General features: G+C 67.2%; 17 protein-coding genes. 10 read left to right on the top strand and 7 right to left on the bottom strand.

The features are described 5' to 3' along the window. A partial coding sequence (locus B085_RS0109490) for a DJ-1/PfpI family protein (RefSeq protein ID WP_026250851.1) occupies positions 1–380 on the bottom strand: 380 nt, incomplete at its 3' end. 100 nt (positions 381–480) lie between these two features. Next, on the bottom strand, positions 481–1,215 hold the full coding sequence (locus tag B085_RS0109485) for a GntR family transcriptional regulator (protein WP_018558340.1): 735 nt from the start codon (positions 1,213–1,215) through the stop codon (positions 481–483). 303 nt (positions 1,216–1,518) lie between these two features. Between B085_RS0109485 and B085_RS0109480 the strand changes: the two genes are divergently transcribed. The 7 genes from B085_RS0109480 (at position 1,519) to B085_RS0109445 (ending at position 10,502) form a co-directional block, all read left to right on the top strand. Beyond that, positions 1,519–3,042 (top strand): extracellular solute-binding protein, encoded by a 1,524-nt coding sequence (locus B085_RS0109480; RefSeq protein WP_199789179.1) that lies wholly within the window; start codon positions 1,519–1,521, stop codon positions 3,040–3,042. Positions 3,043–3,122: 80 nt separating this feature from the next. Beyond that, positions 3,123–3,989: a carbohydrate ABC transporter permease gene (locus B085_RS0109475; RefSeq protein WP_199789178.1), complete on the top strand. Its 867-nt coding sequence runs from the start codon at positions 3,123–3,125 to the stop codon at positions 3,987–3,989. Beyond that, positions 3,989–4,900: a carbohydrate ABC transporter permease gene (locus B085_RS0109470; protein ID WP_018558337.1), complete on the top strand. Its 912-nt coding sequence runs from the start codon at positions 3,989–3,991 to the stop codon at positions 4,898–4,900. The genes B085_RS0109475 and B085_RS0109470 overlap by 1 nt, the downstream gene beginning before the upstream one ends. Continuing rightward, on the top strand, positions 4,900–5,967 hold the full coding sequence (locus tag B085_RS0109465; RefSeq protein WP_018558336.1) for an ABC transporter ATP-binding protein: 1,068 nt from the start codon (positions 4,900–4,902) through the stop codon (positions 5,965–5,967). The genes B085_RS0109470 and B085_RS0109465 overlap by 1 nt, the downstream gene beginning before the upstream one ends. A gap of 14 nt (positions 5,968–5,981) precedes the next feature. Next, positions 5,982–7,043, top strand: coding sequence for an ABC transporter ATP-binding protein (locus B085_RS0109460; protein ID WP_234018532.1), 1,062 nt, complete (start codon positions 5,982–5,984; stop codon positions 7,041–7,043). Positions 7,044–7,325: 282 nt separating this feature from the next. Then, positions 7,326–8,786, top strand: coding sequence for an NAD-dependent succinate-semialdehyde dehydrogenase (locus B085_RS0109455; RefSeq protein ID WP_018558334.1), 1,461 nt, complete (start codon positions 7,326–7,328; stop codon positions 8,784–8,786). A 477-nt stretch (positions 8,787–9,263) separates the two neighbouring features. Beyond that, positions 9,264–10,502, top strand: coding sequence for an iron-containing alcohol dehydrogenase (locus B085_RS0109445; RefSeq protein WP_026250846.1), 1,239 nt, complete (start codon positions 9,264–9,266; stop codon positions 10,500–10,502). A gap of 474 nt (positions 10,503–10,976) precedes the next feature. Here B085_RS0109445 and B085_RS48085 read toward each other — a convergent pair whose 3' ends face one another. From B085_RS48085 to B085_RS50630, 3 genes are all read right to left on the bottom strand, one after another. After that, the gene (locus tag B085_RS48085; RefSeq protein WP_018558331.1) at positions 10,977–11,336 is read right to left on the bottom strand and encodes a hypothetical protein; all 360 of its coding nucleotides are present in this window, start codon (positions 11,334–11,336) and stop codon (positions 10,977–10,979) included. 171 nt (positions 11,337–11,507) lie between these two features. Beyond that, positions 11,508–12,014, bottom strand: coding sequence for a hypothetical protein (locus tag B085_RS0109435; RefSeq protein WP_018558330.1), 507 nt, complete (start codon positions 12,012–12,014; stop codon positions 11,508–11,510). Then, positions 11,972–12,301 carry a hypothetical protein gene (locus B085_RS50630; RefSeq protein ID WP_234018531.1) on the bottom strand — a complete coding sequence of 110 codons (330 nt, stop codon included), beginning with the start codon at positions 12,299–12,301 and terminating at the stop codon, positions 11,972–11,974. Before B085_RS50630 ends, B085_RS0109435 begins: the two co-directional genes overlap by 43 nt. An 88-nt stretch (positions 12,302–12,389) precedes the next feature. Between B085_RS50630 and B085_RS51865 the strand changes: the two genes are divergently transcribed. The 3 genes from B085_RS51865 (at position 12,390) to B085_RS49220 (ending at position 14,345) form a co-directional block, all read left to right on the top strand. Continuing rightward, positions 12,390–12,902: an ankyrin repeat domain-containing protein gene (locus B085_RS51865; RefSeq protein WP_199789177.1), complete on the top strand. Its 513-nt coding sequence runs from the start codon at positions 12,390–12,392 to the stop codon at positions 12,900–12,902. A 359-nt stretch (positions 12,903–13,261) separates the two neighbouring features. Then, positions 13,262–13,489: a hypothetical protein gene (locus B085_RS49225; RefSeq protein ID WP_158689699.1), complete on the top strand. Its 228-nt coding sequence runs from the start codon at positions 13,262–13,264 to the stop codon at positions 13,487–13,489. A 286-nt stretch (positions 13,490–13,775) separates the two neighbouring features. Beyond that, the gene (locus tag B085_RS49220; protein ID WP_158689698.1) at positions 13,776–14,345 is read left to right on the top strand and encodes a hypothetical protein; all 570 of its coding nucleotides are present in this window, start codon (positions 13,776–13,778) and stop codon (positions 14,343–14,345) included. A gap of 180 nt (positions 14,346–14,525) precedes the next feature. Here B085_RS49220 and B085_RS0109425 read toward each other — a convergent pair whose 3' ends face one another. Together B085_RS0109425 and B085_RS0109420 are read right to left on the bottom strand one after the other, a co-directional pair. After that, positions 14,526–15,149, bottom strand: coding sequence for a hypothetical protein (locus B085_RS0109425; RefSeq protein ID WP_018558328.1), 624 nt, complete (start codon positions 15,147–15,149; stop codon positions 14,526–14,528). An 884-nt stretch (positions 15,150–16,033) separates the two neighbouring features. Beyond that, complete coding sequence (locus B085_RS0109420; RefSeq protein ID WP_018558327.1) at positions 16,034–16,492, bottom strand: DUF4279 domain-containing protein; 459 nt, start codon at positions 16,490–16,492, stop codon at positions 16,034–16,036. Positions 16,493–16,932: the final 440 nt, after the last annotated feature.

Genomic DNA, 16,932 nt, shown 5'->3' with positions numbered 1-16,932 from the left:
AGCAGTCCGTACACAGCCGGCACCTGCGCGCCGTGGCAGACCAGCGCGATCGGGAGGTTGCGCGCGAAGAAGTGCTCGGTGATGCGCCTGACGTCGGCGTCGACCCGGATCCACTCGGGGGCGCGTCCGCCGGGGATGATGAGGGCGTCATAGCGCTCGACGTCGACCTCGGCCCAGGGCACGTCGACCGGGAGCTTTCGGCCGTTCTTCTCCACGTAGGCGTCGGAGTCGGGGTCGAACTCGTGGATGACCAGCTGAATGTCACGCATCGTCCGTGACGAGACGTCGACGTCCCAGCCGCCCTCCTGAACGCGATAGTAGGGATACATGGTGTCGAGTTCCTCGGCGGCGTCGCCGGTCAGGAGCAGCGCTCTGGGCACCTGCTTCTCCTCGCATCTGAGGCGGGTGACGTCGATCCAATCCAATCCGATCCGATCCAATTGCGTCAGCATTCCTCGGCCCAGCCCGCCCGTCAAGCCTTTACGCCATACCGTCCGAACCCTTGATCTCGTCGAACAATCGCCGGAACCGCTCGCCGGACAGCAGGATGTGCCGACGCATGGCGTAGGCGGCGGCGTCGGGGTCACGCGCGGCGATCGCGGCCACAACTTCTTCGTGCTCGGCCATCGCCAAGTGAGTGACCTGGGTGTCGTGGAGAAGCCGGAACAGGTGCACGTGCGCGTGCAGGCGAGCGAGCGCTTCGCGGATGAGCTGGTTCTCCGCGCTCAGGGCGACGAGATCGTGAAAAGCGGCGTCGCGGAGCCCGAAGGCGCCATACGCCATGAGCCCGGTGCCCCCCTCCAGCTCCGCCATCTCCTCCAGCAGTCGCCGCAGGCCGGCCACCTGCTGCAATGATGCGAGTTCGGCGGATCTGCGCGCCGCCGCCGGCTCGAGGAGCAGACGGAGCTCGAGCATGTCCTCGAATCGCTGACGGGTGATCTGGGGGGGAATGTGATACCCGGCATGGGGCACACGCACGACCAGGCCCTCGGCCTCCATGCGGTTCAGAGCGTCTCGGATCGGCGTCTGCGAGACCCCCAGCTCTCGCGCCAGGACGTCGATCGTGACGCGGGAACCAGGCTCGATCCGTAGCGACATCAGCTGTCCGAGCAGCGTGTCGTACACCTCGTCGGCAAGCCGGCCACGAGATCTTCCCGGCGGTGTTCCGCCCGTCATGGCCCCCCGGCCCCTCGCGATCATCGCTTCGTCGTCCATCGTGACGTGAGGTCCTTTCTTACGTCTTCGCGAACCTGTTGACATCGGTCGCAATGCTGCGGGATGTTGATGCTCCCCTTCAGATCGTATAGGAAAGGTGACGGACGCCAGCCCTCCTTCACCCGTCCACCCGTCGCGGAACCGCCCGCCATCGCTCCGCTTCGATCAGTTGGAGCTCCTATGAGCATGCTCGATGTCCTACTCGGTTCGCCGCCGGGCCGCACAAGTGCCGAAGGACCTGTCGACTGCTTGAAGCCCCAATACCTCGCGGCGTACTCGTGACGCCGGTCTGCGGGTCAGCGCTTGCGGCAGCCGTCGACCCGCCTGAACATCCCCCCGCAACTGCTCGGCGAAGCACGCAGGAAGGCTCCAGAGCTCCTCACCCAGAAGGCAGGCAGGAAGATGCGGCATCCAGAGCGAATAAGACGACTGTCCGTTTCCGGTCGAACGGCGCAGCTGGCGACGGCGGCCGTACTAGTGGCCGCGACCATGGCGGCTTGCGGGCAGGACGACGGCGCGGATTCGAGCGCGCCCAAGGCGCCGGCGACCATCCCGGAGCTCACCAAGGACCCGCTGACCCTCAGCTTCATCTGGTTCGACTGGCCCCCCGCTCACGCTCTGGAAGCCTTCGCGAACGCGGAGTACACCAAAGAGCGGCCGAACGTGACCATCAAGGTCAACACCGTGCCGAACGCGAACTGGCACGACGCGATGTTCACCCAGTTCGCAGCGCACAAGACCGACTTCGACATCCCGATCCTGGACTCGCAGCACATCGGTGAGGCCGTGACGAACGGCAACATCCTCGACATCACCGACTTCGTCAAGAAGAACATCGACGTCAAGGCCTACAACCCGTACCTCCTGGCGGCCTACGGCCAGTTCCCGCAGGCGGAGACCGGGAAGCGCGACGAGAACGCCAGCCTGTACGGACTGCCGCTGCTCGGCGACACCTGGACGATGATCTATCGCAAGGATCTGATCGAGGACAAGCCACCGCAGACCTGGGACGAGATGATCTCAGTCGCCGAGAAGTGCCAGGCGGACAACCCTGGTGTCAGCGGGCTGGCTTTCCACCAGGCCAACGGCTCCGACGCCGCGGCCGTGACCTACAACACGGTCAACGGCGTTTACGGCGGCAACCTCTGGGATGCCAAGAAGCACAAGATCGAGGGCGTCCTCAACGACGCTGCGGGCCAGGAGGCGATGGACGTCCTGGTCAACAAGATGAAGCCGCTGACCGCCAAGGGCTCCGGCAACTGGTTCATCGACGAGGTGAACGCGGCGGTCGCCCAGGGCAAGGCATGCATCGCGTTCAACTGGATCGCCGCGAGCGGCGGCCTGCTCGACCCGAAGCAGTCGACGCTCGGCACCACGCGGGAGCAGATCCTCGACAAGCTCGGTTTTGCCACCCTGCCGAGCCAGAAGACGAACCTGGTGCCTCTCGGCGGCATGGGGATGCACGTGTCGGCCTACTCCGCCGAAGCGAACCAGGCGGAGGCCCTGAACTTCATGAAGTGGTTCGAGCGGGCTGACATCCAGAAGAAGTGGGCCGCGGCCGGTGGCGTGCCCGCGCGTACGGACGCCCTGCAGTCGCCCGAGTTCCTCAATGCCGGGCCGTTCAACCAGGTGTACGCCGACTCGGTTCCGCGGATGCGGGACATGTGGAACGTGCCCGAGTACGCGCGCCTCGTCGACATCGAGAACACCAACGTGAACGCGGCTCTCAACGGCACGAAAAAGCCGAAGGACGCGCTCGACGACATCGCCAAGGAGCAGCAGAGCGTGCTCGACTCCGGCAGCGGCAAGGGCGGCGGCGGACTGTGAGTGACCCCGCCTCGCTGACGACCGACCACCCCGAGCAGGTGGCGTCCGCGACGCCGCCTGCACCGGGTCGGTCCCGCCGCTTGAGTGACCGCGGGCTCGCCGTGGCCTTCATCTCCCCCGCGCTTCTGCTGCTGCTCGCGATGTCGGTGTTCCCGTTGCTGTGGGCGTTGTACCTGTCTTTCACCGACTACTCGGCCACCCGCGGGGGGCCGGCCCATTTCGTCTGGTTCGAGAACTACACCGCCATCCTGACTTCGGCGCAGGTCCACACGAGGGCCTTGACGACGTTGATCTACGTGGTCGGCGCGGTCACCCTGCAGACCGTGCTCGGCTTCTCCATCGCCTACCTGATCTCACGGCGCACGCACGGGCGAGGACTGCTGACCACTGCGTTCCTGGTCCCGATGATGCTGTCGCCGGTCGTGGTCGGGCTGTTCTGGCGATTCATGCTCGACGCGCAGTTCGGCGTGATCAACAGCATGCTCGACTCGCTCGGCCTGGGGCAGGTGGAGTGGCTCACCCAGCAGCGAACGGCATTGATCTCCCTGATCGTGGTCGACACCTGGCAATGGACGCCGTTCATCATGCTCATCGCACTCGCGGGCCTCACCGCGGTCCCCAAGTACCTGTACGAGGCCGCCTCGATCGACCGGGCGTCCGAGTGGTTCCGGTTCCGCACCATCACTCTTCCGCTGGTGTGGCCGCTGCTCCTCATCGCTGTGCTGTTCAGGGCCATCGAGGCCTTCCGGCTGTTCGACCTCGTCTACATCCTCACCAGCGGCGGTCCGGGGGTCTCCACCGAGACGTTGTCGTTCCACGTCTACAAGGTCGCGTTCCTGGGCTTCAACACCGGAACCGCCTCGGCGTACGGGATCCTCATGGTCCTCGTCGTCATCGTCCTCACGCAGCTCTACCTGCGCTACTTGAACAAGCTCAAGGAGGACTGATGGCCGTCTCCGTCGACGAGGCCGTGTCCACAGGCCCTGTCCAGGATCACACGCCCGCCGCGCGTCGCTTCGGCGGCCGGGGTCGCTCCGTGCTGGAGGTCGCGCTGCTGAGCGCGCTGGCCGTCGTGATGCTCTTTCCGGTGCTGTGGATGATCGAGACGTCCATCAAGGAGAACCGGGACGTCTACGCCGTCCCGGCCAAGTTCTTCCACTTCACGGTCACCATGGACCATTTCAAGGACGTGTTCGTCGCCCCCGGCGGCGGTCGCTCGGAGTTGTCCGTCGCGTTCCTCAACTCCCTCCTTGTCGCCGGGGCCTCCACGGTGCTGGCCACCGTGCTGGGGGTCCCGGCGGCCTGGGCCTACTCGCGCTTCGCCGTGAAGGCCAAGAAGGACCAACTGTTCTTCATCCTGTCCACCCGCTTCATGCCGCCTGTGGTGGTCGTGATCCCGATCTTCCTCATGTACCGCGAAGTCGGGCTCATCGACAGCAAGCTCGGCCTGATCCTCATCTACGCCGCCTTCAACGTCCCGTTCACGATCTGGATGATGAAGGGGTTCGTCGACGAGGTGCCCGCAGAATACGAGGATGCCGCCATGCTCGACGGCTACACCCGCTTGCAGGCGTTCCGGCGCTTCACCCTTCCCCTGCTCCTGCCCGGCATCGCCGCGACGGCGGTCTTCGCACTCATCTTCTCGTGGAACGAGTTCGTGTTCGCCATCTTCCTCACCTCCAGCGACGACGTACGGACGGCCCCACCCGCCATCGCCGGCCTCATCGGCGGAACCACCGTGGACTGGGGTCTCGTGGCCGCCGCCTCCCTGGTGTTCGCCCTACCGGTGCTTGTCTTCGCCTACCTGGTGCGCAAGCACCTCGTCGCCGGTGTGACGCTCGGGGCGGTGCGACGCTGATGGCGGGCATCGAGGTGACCACCCTGCACAAGCGCTACCCGGACGGGACGGTCGCGGTCGAGCACGTGGACCTGTCCATCGACGACGGCGAGCTGTTCGTGATGCTCGGCCCTTCGGGCTGCGGCAAGACGACCACGCTGCGGGCCATAGCCGGCCTGGAGCGGCAGACGACGGGCGACATCCGCATCGGCGACACGCTGGTCAACGACCTGCCGCCGGCAGAGCGCGACATCGCCATGGTGTTCCAGTTCTACGCTCTCTACCCGCATCTGAGAACCCGCGACAACCTGGCGTTCCCGCTGCGGGCCGAGGGTCTGCCCAAGGCGGAGGTGCGCGAGCGGGTCGACGAGGCCGCCCGGCTGATGCGGCTCGGTCCGCTCCTGGACCGGCGACCGCACCGGCTGTCCGGCGGGGAGCAGCAGCGCGTCGCGCTTGCTCGCGCCCTGGTGCGACGACCGCGCGCCTTCCTCATGGACGAACCCCTCACCAATCTGGACGCGGAACTGAGGGCGGACATGCGCACGGAGATCAAGCACCTGCAGGGGGAACTGGGGACGACGATGGTCTACGTCACCCACGACCAAGTCGAGGCGATGTCGCTCGGCCACAGAATCGCCATCCTCAACAAGGGCCGCGTCGAGCAGATCGGCACGCCGCTGGAGGTCTACGACCGTCCGGCGAGTCTCTTCTGTGCCGCGTTCATCGGCTCCCCGCCGATGAACCTGATGGAGGTGGAGCTGGCCGACGGGAAGCTGCGCAGTCAGGGCGGACTGGTCCTCACGCCACCGCCAGGCCTGCCGCGCGACCGTCGCCTGGTCGCAGGCGTCCGGCCGGAGGCGCTGGAGGTCACGGAACCAGGGGCGGAGCGTTCGGCCCCGGCCCGCGTGGTCTCGGCGGAGTGGCTGGGAGACGAAATCATCTGCGTGGTCGACCACGGCGGCCGGCGGGACGTACGGGTTCGGATGCCGCCGACGGTCCGTTTCGCCGCTGACGCGCCGGTCGGGCTGCGGCACACCGGCGGGCCCCCGCCAATCTACGACGTGCGCACGGAAGAGCTGGTGGCCTGATGGGAACCGTGGCAGTGCACGGGCTGCGCAAGTCCTTCGGCAAGGTCCAGGCCCTGGACGGGGTGACGCTGGACGTGCCGGACGGCTCGTTCTTCGTCGTGCTCGGGCCCTCCGGGGCAGGCAAGACGACGACCCTGCGAGCGATCGCCGGCCTTGAGAGGCTCGACGCCGGGTCGGTGCATCTGGACGGCAGGGACGCGACCGGTGACTCCCCGGCCGCACGCGACCTGGCCATGGTCTTCCAGAGCTACGCCCTCTACCCGCGACTCACGGCGTACGAGAACATCGCTTCGCCGCTGCGGGCACGCCGCTGTTCTCCGAGCGAGATCGCCGCTGCCGTCGAGCGGATGTCGAGCCTGCTGCACATCGAACGTCTGCTGCAGCGTCGTCCCGCGCAGCTGTCGGGCGGTGAGATGCAGCGTGTCGCGCTGGCGCGGGCGCTGGTCCGTCGCCCGCGCGCGTTTCTCATGGACGAGCCGCTGACGAACCTCGACCTCAAGCTCCGCGTCGAGATGCGCACCGAGCTCACCCGCATCCACCGGAGTCTCGGGGGCACCTTCGTCCACGTGACCAACGACCAGGTCGAGGCCCTGTCCATGGCCGACCAGGTGGCGGTCCTCAAGGAGGGGAAGGTGCAACAGGTCGGAACGCCGACCGAGGTGTACGAGCGACCAGCCAACCAGTGGGTCGCAGGCTTCGTCGGGAGCCCGTCGATCAGCCTCCTGCCCTGCCGCGCCGAGGGGGATCGTCTGGTCGGGACGGAAGGCTGGACGCTGCCGCGGCCCCGCTGGACCACGGCTGAAGACGGTCGTCCGCTACTCCTGGGCCTGCGGGCGGAAGACTTGTCCATCGAGCAGCGTGGGGACGCGTCGTTGTCGGGTGAGCTCTACGGCCTTGAGCCGCTCGGTGACCGAACGGTGGTCGACGTCCGAGTGGGGACGGAGATCCTCAAGGTCAAGGCACGACCCACCGTCACGGGTACGCCGGGCGAACGGCTGCTTGTCACGGTCGACCTGGACCGCGCGCACCTGTTCGATGCGGGCACCGGGCTGGCGCTGTCCGAGGCCGGGAGGTAACCGCGCAGGGCGACCCCACCATGCGCCCGCACATGGCGATCGAGCTTCGGGTGCCGTCACCGGTGAGCACGGCCTGACGACGCTGAAGCAGCCATGGTCCGAGAAGGCGATCGGTGGCGCGGGGCGTCGCCCTGCGGGTCCTGGCTGCAGGGCCAAGGCCACGTTCGACCCGCTCGGCAACCTCGACCCCGACCAGGTCGTACAACCCCGTTCGTCAACGCGCGTGGCGCGATCGCTGCGGTCACGCCGGACATCACCCAGAACATCACAGGAGGCGACGCCATGAGTGACCCGATGAACGCCCTGCCCCCCGAGCACCGGCGGCTCCGGATCGGCGACGCCTGGCGCGACGCCGCCGGCGGAGCCACCTTTGCCGTCGAGGACCCGGCCACCGGCAAGACCATCGCCGAGGTGGCGGACGCCGGCGTCGTCGACGGGCTCGCCGCTCTGGACGCGGCGAGCAAGGCAATGGCGCAGTGGGCGGCGACCCCGCCGCGAAAGCGGTCGGAGTTGTTGACCGCGACGTACCGGGCACTGACCGGGCGATCCGAGGAGGTCGCCCGGCTGATAACGCTCGAGATGGGCAAGCCGCTCGCCGAGGCTCGGGGAGAGGTGGCCTACGGCGCCGAGTTCTTCCGTTGGTTCGCCGAGGAGGCGGTGCGCGTCGAGGGGCGCTACAACGCCGCTCCCGCTGGTGGATATCGCATCCTCACCGTGCCGAAGCCGGTCGGACCGTGCGTCTTCGTGACGCCCTGGAACTTTCCGTTGGCCATGGGTGCCCGCAAGATCGCTCCTGCGCTGGCGGCGGGATGCACGACGATCACCAAGCCGGCAGCCCGGACGCCACTGACCATGCTGTTCCTGGCCCGCATCATGGAGGAGGTCGGCGTTCCCCCGGGCGTCGTCAACGTCGTGACAACCGAGCGTTCCGGCGAGGTGGTCTCAGCACTGCTGGCCGACCGTCGGACCCGCAAGCTTTCGTTCACCGGGTCGACCGAGGTCGGGCGCGTGCTGCTACGGCAGGCGGCGGACAACGTGCTGCGCACCTCCATGGAACTGGGCGGCAACGCGGCCTTGATCGTGTGTGCCGACGCGGACCTGGACGTCGCGGTCGACGGTGCCATGGTGGCCAAGATGCGCAACATCGGGGAGTCCTGCATCGCGGCGAACCGAATCTACGTCGAGGAGCCGGTGCGCGAGGAGTTCACGGCGCGGTTCGCCGAGCGGATGGGCGCGCTCTCGGTGGGCCATGGTCTCGACGACGGCGTGGACGTCGGGGCGTTGATCGACGAGGCCTCGGTCACCGAGATCGACGAGCTCGTCGCCGACGCGGTCGATCGCGGCGCCCGTGTCGTGGTGGGCGGCGAGCGTCCGGATGGGCCGGGCCACTTCTACCCGCCCACGGTGCTGGTCGACGTGCCCGAAGACGCGCGGATACTGCAGGCGGAAATCTTCGGCCCGGTGGCGCCGATCATCTCGTTCACGTCCGACGACGAGGTAATGGCGAAGGCCAACGACACCGAGCACGGCCTGGCCGGATACGTCTTCACCCGCGACCTCCAGCGGGCGCTCCGGTTCACCGAGGGGTTGGAGACGGGGATGGTCGGCGTCAACCGTGGTCTGATCTCGGACCCGTCAGCTCCGTTCGGAGGCGTGAAGCAGTCCGGGATCGGCAAGGAGGGGTCGCACGAGGGCATCCTTGAGTACCTCGACGTCACCTACGCGGCGATCGACCTACCGTGACCGGTTTACTGCTGCAGGTGCCCTCTGAGGATCACCGCGCCCTGTGCACACATGACCTGACCGGTCTCCACCCGTGGGGCGGGACGCGGGCCATGGTCGGCACGAATCCGCCGGCACCCGGGGACGCCGTCGACTCCGCCGGTGTGCGCGCCACAGACGCGGCCGCGGCGGTGGATGGGGCGATCAGCCCTCTCGGCGGTCCCGAAGGCCACGCCCTCGGGCTCATGATCGTGGTAATGGTCGCGACCTCGACTCGTACCGCCCTTGGCGACGATGTCCGCGGGACCCTCGACCCGACTGACCCGTCCACCAGGGACGACGTCTTCATCGCCATGGACCCGAGGGCGCCCGGGCACGACCGAGTCCGGGAGCCCGGCGCGCGCCTGCGCCACCCGGCAGCCGACGCCGTCCCGGTCCCGCAGGTGAACTGGACGTCCGCCCAGCCCATCACCGCCGAGGTTCCAGAGAGGCACCGACATGCTTGAGACCGTCCGCGGACCACGCCAGCTGATGGTGGGCGAAGGGGTCGCGCAGAACATCCCACGAGTGGTGGCCGAGTGTGGCTCGCGAGTCCTCGTCGTGACCGACCGGGTTCTTCTGGGGCAGCCGGGCGTGGCCGAGATCGTGGCCGCCGTGCGGGAGAAGGTCGAAGTCGTCGGGGTGTTCGCCGACGCGACTCCGGACGTGCCGCTCGCCGATGTGGCCCTGGCCGTCTCGGTCGCCGCAGAGGTGGCCGCCGACGTGATCCTCGCCATCGGGGGTGGCACGGTGATCGACCTCGCCAAAATCGTCGGCGTCATCCGGCGCCACGGTGGGACGCCGCGCGACTTCTACGGCGAGTCGAAGGTGCCGGGGCCGACGATTCCTCTCGTCGCGGTCCCGACGACGTCAGGCACCGGCTCCGAGCTCACGCCCGTCTCGGTGCTGACCGACCCGGACCGCGAGCTGAAGGTGGGGGTCTCCAGCGTCCACATCGTGCCCGACTTCGCCATCGTCGACCCCGAGCTCACCTACTCCTGCCCTGCGACCGTCACTGCCCACTCCGGCATCGACGCGTTCTGTCACGCGGTGGAGAGCTATACCGCGCGACCCCGGACCCACGGACCGCGCGACCCGGTGGAGCAGGTCTTCCTCGGCCGCAACCCGATCACCGATCACTACGCGCTCCTGGCCGCGAAGCGGATCGCCCGCAGCTTGCCCCATGTCGTCAGGGACGGAGGCGACAAGGACGCGCGCGCGGACATGTCCTATGGGTCCATGCTGGCCGGGATCGCATTTTCCCACGCAGGCAACGCGGCTCCGCACGCCCTCCAGTACCCCATCGGCGCAGCCACCCACACACCGCACGGCCTGGGCGTCGGGCTGCTGCTGCCCTACGCGCTGGACGCGGCCAGGGATGCCATCGGCGACCGGTTGACCATCCTCGCCGGGGTGTGCGGGCTCGACGTGACCGACGCCTCGGATGCCGAGGCCGCAGATACGTTCCTCACCTGGCTCGACGGGCTCCTTGCCGACATCGGCATCCCTGCCACCTTGGCGGACATCGGCGTGGCACGCGCCGACCTCCCGCGCTTCGCGGAGATGGCCAGTGGCGTCACCCGCTTGATCCAGAACCATCCAGGCCCGACCGACACCGCCAGTCTGACCGCGATCCTCGAAGCGGCCTGGATCGGGGACCGGACCCGACACGTCCTGACTCCGGAGCAGAGACAGTGACGGGCCTTTCACATGACGACGAGTTCCCTGCCCCACCCTGGGCATCGGAATTGTCGGCCACGACGTGGTACTCCAGCAGTACTTCGTGGCTTGACCTGGGGAAACGTCGAGTGGTGGGAGTGCAGCGGGCAGGATGCCTCACGGACGGCTTCTGCCCGCTCGCCCCTCGACGGAGTGCCCACGACGGCAAAGTCGTCCCGGGCCGGGGAAGTCTCGCGTCGTGATCACCGAACAGGCAGCCGAGACCTGGGACCGCGACCCACCCACTCTTCACCACCATCGGGCACCACTTCAGCCGCGTCGAACCACGCCGCCGCATGTGGGACTACGTGTGCGGACTGTTCGCCCCGGTGGCCTGCAAGAACAGCCGGCAGCTCGCCGAACCCCTCGGCCACGCCACCCCCCGACGGTACCGGCGCCGGCAGGAGATCGCCGAGGCCCTCGCAGAGCGGCAACGCCTGCACCGTTGCAGTATTAGCCGCCTTCCAGTCCAGCGACATCGTGCAGTTCCAGGTGCACTTGGACAAGGCGTGCCTCGTCGGTCGACACCGCCGCACCTGGGACGATGACAAAGTGTGGCCCGAATGGGAGTCGCTGGCCCTGGAGATCCTGCTGTCCCGCGAGCACCCGGAAGCCGCTGAGACCACCGTCTACTATCCCTGACGGATGGCGAAGGGCAGCGTCGATGACGGCGTCGGGCAGGTCACGGCCCTCGCACATCAGGAGGCCGGTGTCACCGGCCGCTGGATCCAACAGGCGTACCAGCACCTCGGAGGGCGCTGCCGGATTGAAGGCGATGCCGCGCAGCCAAGGTTCGTGCAGAGAGCCGGACATTGCGTCATCCTGCCACCCCGCCTCCTGAACCGGGCCGCCCGACTACGACACGGTCGTGCGGCCCGCGCCGAACTCAGGGCCTCCTGCTCCAGCCGTAGATCGCGATCTGCCGGTTGGGGCTGGTTCCCGGGCCTCGGCACGCGTAAGTGTGCCTGGTTCCAGGCCGGGCGTTTAGCGCAGTGCGTGACGCTGGTAGCGCGATTCCGGTGGCCCGAAGGTCAGCCCATTCTCGTCGAGGGCGTTGGCGATGGTCAGCTGATTGTCGGGGAAGCGGAAGCTGACGGCGACTGCGCCCTGGGCCATGTCGCTCCCGGTCCATTCCAGGAGCTCTACGTCCTGGAGGATCTGGCCCTGGAGGTTCTGCAGTTCGGCGTGCACGTCGTGGTGCCACTGTAGATCGAAGTCGGGCCACAGGAGCGGTTGGTGGGGGTCGATCGTGTTCCACGTGATCGATAGGTCGTCGAACTTCTGGTGGTTGATCTCAACCTGTTCTCCGGTGAGGTCGAGCAGGACGGGGCAGTCGGAGAACCACTCGTTGTCCTGAACGTCCCAGACCAGCCAGACATGGGTCAACCGACGGCCGATGAGCGCACGCAGTTGCTGGCCGTGTCCTGCCACGACCGCGGAGCGACCGTTCAGCCATTGAGGCCGGTAGCTTTCGATCCCGAAGTTGAACACGCCAGGATCCTCTCAGAACCAGGCATCACGCACTTTGCGGAGGCTCTGGGGCTGGTTCGGGAATGGGTGCGGCCACCGGTGATCATCGGTGTGTGAAGACAGAGGCTCAGACGGGAGTCGAACCGCACGTGCGGGATATCCCGGTGGTGCAGTTCGCTGATCACCAGGTCTGTTGTGGGGTCGTCCAAGGCCGCCTCCAGTGAGGCGGTACGGGTGGTCAGTTCGTCCAGCCGGATGCGGTTCTCGAAGGCGAGCGCGCCGATCCGGTCCGCCGGGAGCCCGGTCACGGCGAGCTTCTCGGTGCCCCCCCCGAGCCCTCCGGCTCGACCGAGGCGCCCGCCGCGGTGAGCACCGCTGCCAGCTCGGCGGCCTGCGGTGTTGCGACCACGACGCTGCTACGGGCCGTGTCGCCATGCCCAACGCCGATCCGGATCCTCAAGGCAGGACGCCTCTGCATCACGCCGCCTCGGTGAACGACGCCGGCGCGATCGAGCTGCCCGCGGTGCCCATCCCTCTCCCCAGGAAGACCGGGGATTCACTCCGCTGCATCTTGCCGCGCAAGAGTCAGGCATCGAGGCGATGAGAATGCTGCTCTCCCACGGGGCCTCCGTGGACCAGGAGAACAGGTACGGCAACACGCCGCTGTGGACCGCTGTATTCAACAGCCAAGGACGCGGCGATGTGATCGCGTTGCTTCGGGCACACGGAGCCGACCCTCACAGGCCGAACGCTCACGGGCGCACGCCGTTGGACCTCGCGCGCACCATCGCCAATTCGACGTGGCCCAGTTCTTCCAAGATCTCGGCTGAACAGCAAAGAACGCCCGCAACCGAGTCCAGGCGAAGAGCCCGGGCCGTCTCTGGGCCGTCCGTGGCGGACCAACGCTGACAGCCGATGACAACCGATCGCGGTGCTGGCGCAGGCCAGAAGCCTGGCGGGTTGCGTTGGCGCAGGTGGGAGCCCTGGCTCACCATTTCCGGAAGAACTGGTCTCTTGCCGCCGGGCAGGGGGACTTGCCGTTCGGAAGGCCGGCCCGTGTCAAGATCGGTCCATGCAGTGCGACGTGTGTGGATGCCAAATGCAGCAGTGGCCCGTCCCGCCCACTCGATGGGGGGAAGTGACTCAACGGCCACGAACGCCCCCGGATCAGGTTGGCTGCTGGGAACCCGACTCGGTCGGCGATCCCCGGACCCCAATCGAACTTACAAGGCCGTGCTCACGAGGGCCGGATGATTCATCCTGTCCCTATGAGGCTTCAGGGTGACCCGGTGACGGCGGATCGAGCATTGCTCGTGAACGAGCTGCGGTTCGATCCAGATGTGATCTACGAGCTGGACCGCCCCCTGATGCTCGCTCCCGGCGATCAAGTGCACGTCGTCCAGGACCAGCAAGTAGTCATCAAGCGCGCTGGCGGGCACGAAGAGAGGCCCGTTGGCCAATGGATTCCGTGGTGCTGGTCTTGGCGTCTCGTCTGACTGCTGTCGTGCCAGATGCGTGCCAGATCGAGCGGCGAACCACGGTCAACGCCGGGCAGCGCATGGCCCTCCTACAGGGGCAGCAGCGGGCCATCTGCCCAGGTCACGACCACACGTGCGCACCGACGAGCGGTGATTCCCAAGCTCAGGTCTCGGCGCATCTGGAACCGTCTGAATCAGGCTCGGCTCGCGCCCAGGGCCCGCCCCCCGCTCCCCGTCGAGGTCGCCGTATGCTCCCAGGTGAGGGGTGCTGCTTTGGCGCCGCGACCGGGAGGATAGGCACACGGTGGCTGATCAGCTGGGGCCGCTTGAGTTTTTCAACGGTGAATGGATCATCGGCGATCCAGCTCGCGATCACCTGCGGTTCAGCCCTGAGGGGCTGGTTCATTGGGTCAACGGGGCTGAGCAGCCTGCCATCCCGTGGGGCCGGATCCTGGAATGGAACCTGTCGGTCGAACCCTCGCGGTCCTCGCATTCCAAGAGATTGCGGCGGACTGCAGCAGTCCTGAGCCTGCTGGGGGCATCGATTCCCCCCGGACTGGGGCAGCCCCCCAGTGTCGGTGGCACCCTGCGTCACCCGTACGAACCCTGGAGCGCTGAGTTCACTCACCATGCTCGCAAGTACCGCCGACATGACATAGCGGTGCTATGGGACTTCCTGAGCCACATCGCCGAATCCCGCAAGACCGCACACATGGGCGATCCCGAGTGGGTCGCGATGGCGGTCGCCAAGCTGAGTCGCCAGCCGAAGAAGTACTTTGGTGCCCGGAAGCGAGCCGTACAAGAAACTGTTAACACCGCCCTATTTCCCCCCGCGCGTGACCCAGCACGCTCGGATCCTGACGGCAGAAGCTGACGGCAACAGAGCCGTACGCATGGGGACCGTGGCGGTAACAGGTGGACTGCCTTGAGCCCTTGGAGTGGGGGCGCGGCAACACACAGGTAACCGAGAATGAACTTGTGAAGCGGTGCTCAGTCTCATCGCCGTCAGCCCAACTTTTCGACGCAGCCGGCCACCAAGCTCAAGCCAGGTTCGTCAGGCGTCGAACCAGACGACCAGGCGAACGCTGTCGTCGCCGTGCAGGGTCGCCAGCGTGCGCATCACTGACCAGACGGGCGCCCAGTCCCTGTCCGGCACAGCATCCTTGCGGCGGAGTCGTCCGATGCGGAAGAGGCGGTCGCCGTCCGGCCACTCGGTGCCCTCAGCGCAGATCCTGCCCGCGTGGTACAGAGCGTCGTGGTCTGTAAAGCCGGAGAGCTCGGCGAAGCGGGTAAGGCCGGAGTTCCGGCCGTGCATCTCCCAGGTCCCGTCGGGGTTCCGGCGGTACTCGTGAACGCAGTCATCGACCTCGTTCGCGATCTCCTCCCAGTTCGCGGCCTCCAGCTCCGCCCAGGTGATCCAGGACGCGCCGGATGCGCACGAGCCCAAGGACTCGAAGTCGGCGAGGGCCTCGCGCGACGCGTCGGAAGGCAGGCCGCGGTGATCGGCGAGTGGGCGGAAGGAGGTGGTGTCGCGGACACCGAACAGGGACCCGAAGGCAACGTAGGAGCGCCCGTTGTAGAGATGCGCGAGGTCAATGGCCCTGGACCAGATGCGGTCGTCCTCGTCCAGCCAGCGATCCCAGCGGCACTCTATGAACCCGTGTATGTCCGTTCCCATGACCGGAATTGTTCTTGGTCAAGGCGAGGAGTGCGACGAGATTCTGGCGTGTTGGCCAGCTCCGGGCGTGCCGGCGCCCGGACGGGCCGCGTGCCACAGCCGTGCCACATCAGGCGGTCAGCCACGGGCAACGGCGGTTCGTCGCGGTCGAGATCGCCGCCTGAGCTGGGGGCTCTTCACAGCCGTTCCGATCTGCAGACCCTCGACGACCCGGACCACCAGGCTTACAAGGCAGATGTCGGCGGTTCGAAACCGTCCACGCCCACCAGCCCCAGCGCATGGCAAAGGCCCAGGTCGTACGGTATGAGTCCGGAAACCTGGGCCTTGATCTTTTGACTTCTAGGACGCCGAAGCCGTCTCCACCGGGAAGATCGTCGGCCACTGAATGGCGCACTAGCCCGTCGCCCCCGATCAGTCCACCCAATGGCGCCACCGGGCAGCGGGCGCCTTGCAGCGTCCGGATGCCAAGGACTCCTGGTACTGCTGATCCACCAGTCGCTGCGCCGAGTCAGTCAGTTGGCCGTGCTGGCCGTTTTCCCAAGCCCCCGGTCCCGAGACGGACAAGATGCAGGGCGGTGCAACAGGTCGAGTGGCGTACCAGGTAAGGCCGGGCACAACAAGCAGCATCAGGCACCAGGCCGCGGCCAGGCCAGGTCTCCGCCGCACGTAGGCGGCAACGCGAACCAGCATTCGGAAAGGGTAGAGGCTCCCGAACGGTGGCAGGACACGAGCAGCGGACGCCTGTCTAGGTTCAGTTGATGCCTGACGGATTGGCGTCAGGTGGCGCTTGACGTCTGGCCTAGACATCGCAGCTGACTAACTCGTCAGGTGAAATGTCACCCTCAGATACCCTCGGAGAGGGTTGTCCGTCCCCCGGGAGGCAGTCAGTCCGGGGTCATGTCGTACTCGTCGACATCCAGCGCTGCGCCGGTGGCGGCGAGAAATCTCAGCACGTCAGGGTCCAGGTGCCAGCCGAACAGGTTGGGTTGAGCCGACGCGGCGGCTCCGTGAGTGACCTCGTCGTCGTTGAAGTAGCGCACGACTTCCAGCACGGCACTGCCATATTCCTCATCCTCAGCCGCCAACCTCGCCGCAAGTTCGGCGATGCGATCCGTGTGCGGGCGGAGTCTGTCCAGGAGCCGCGCGACTAGCTCGTCAACCGACAGGCCAGGCTCACGGCACACGACCTTCCAACGATGGGTGACCGGCAGAGTCGGCGAATCGGCCCTGCGGCTTCCACGCACGGTCGTCTCGTCGGGCTCGATGCCCAACCACGCGGTGATCTCTTGCGCGGTTGTGCGGCTGCTGATCAGCGCGAAGTAGACGTACTGGCGAAGCGGCATTGCGCGAGCGTAACCCTGGATCTGTCGTCGGCGCTCGCCGCGTCGGCAACGAGTCAGGCAGCCTGTCCGGGCGTCGTCACCCGAATCAGACGCACACAGCCAAGTCAAGTTGAGCAAGCGGTGTCAAGTATCAGGTGAAGCCACACTGTCAACCATCAACCGAGACAGGACAACCAGCAGCGGCCACCAGTGCGGTAGAACTTTCTCTACTTCATCAAGACACCCGGCGTCGCTCACGCTCCGCCGAGCGCGCGGCCGACGTCCGGCCGCGCCCACGCTCTTGCCTTCGTCCCGCTCGGCGCGCCGTCCGCCGCCGCGCACCCGCGAGGGTGGGCCCAGGGGCACAAGGTCAGAACCGCGGTGGCCAGAGCGGTCGGCTCCACGGCTATACGCAGCCACCTTGGGGCGAGCCTCGAAGATCGGGGGCCCACATCGGGCCA

It is taken from the genome of Streptomyces sp. BoleA5 (assembly GCF_000373665.1).
GTDB lineage: Bacteria > Actinomycetota > Actinomycetes > Streptomycetales > Streptomycetaceae > Actinacidiphila.
Note: the sequence above shows the minus strand (reverse complement) of the source record. Positions and strands in the feature narration are given on the sequence as shown.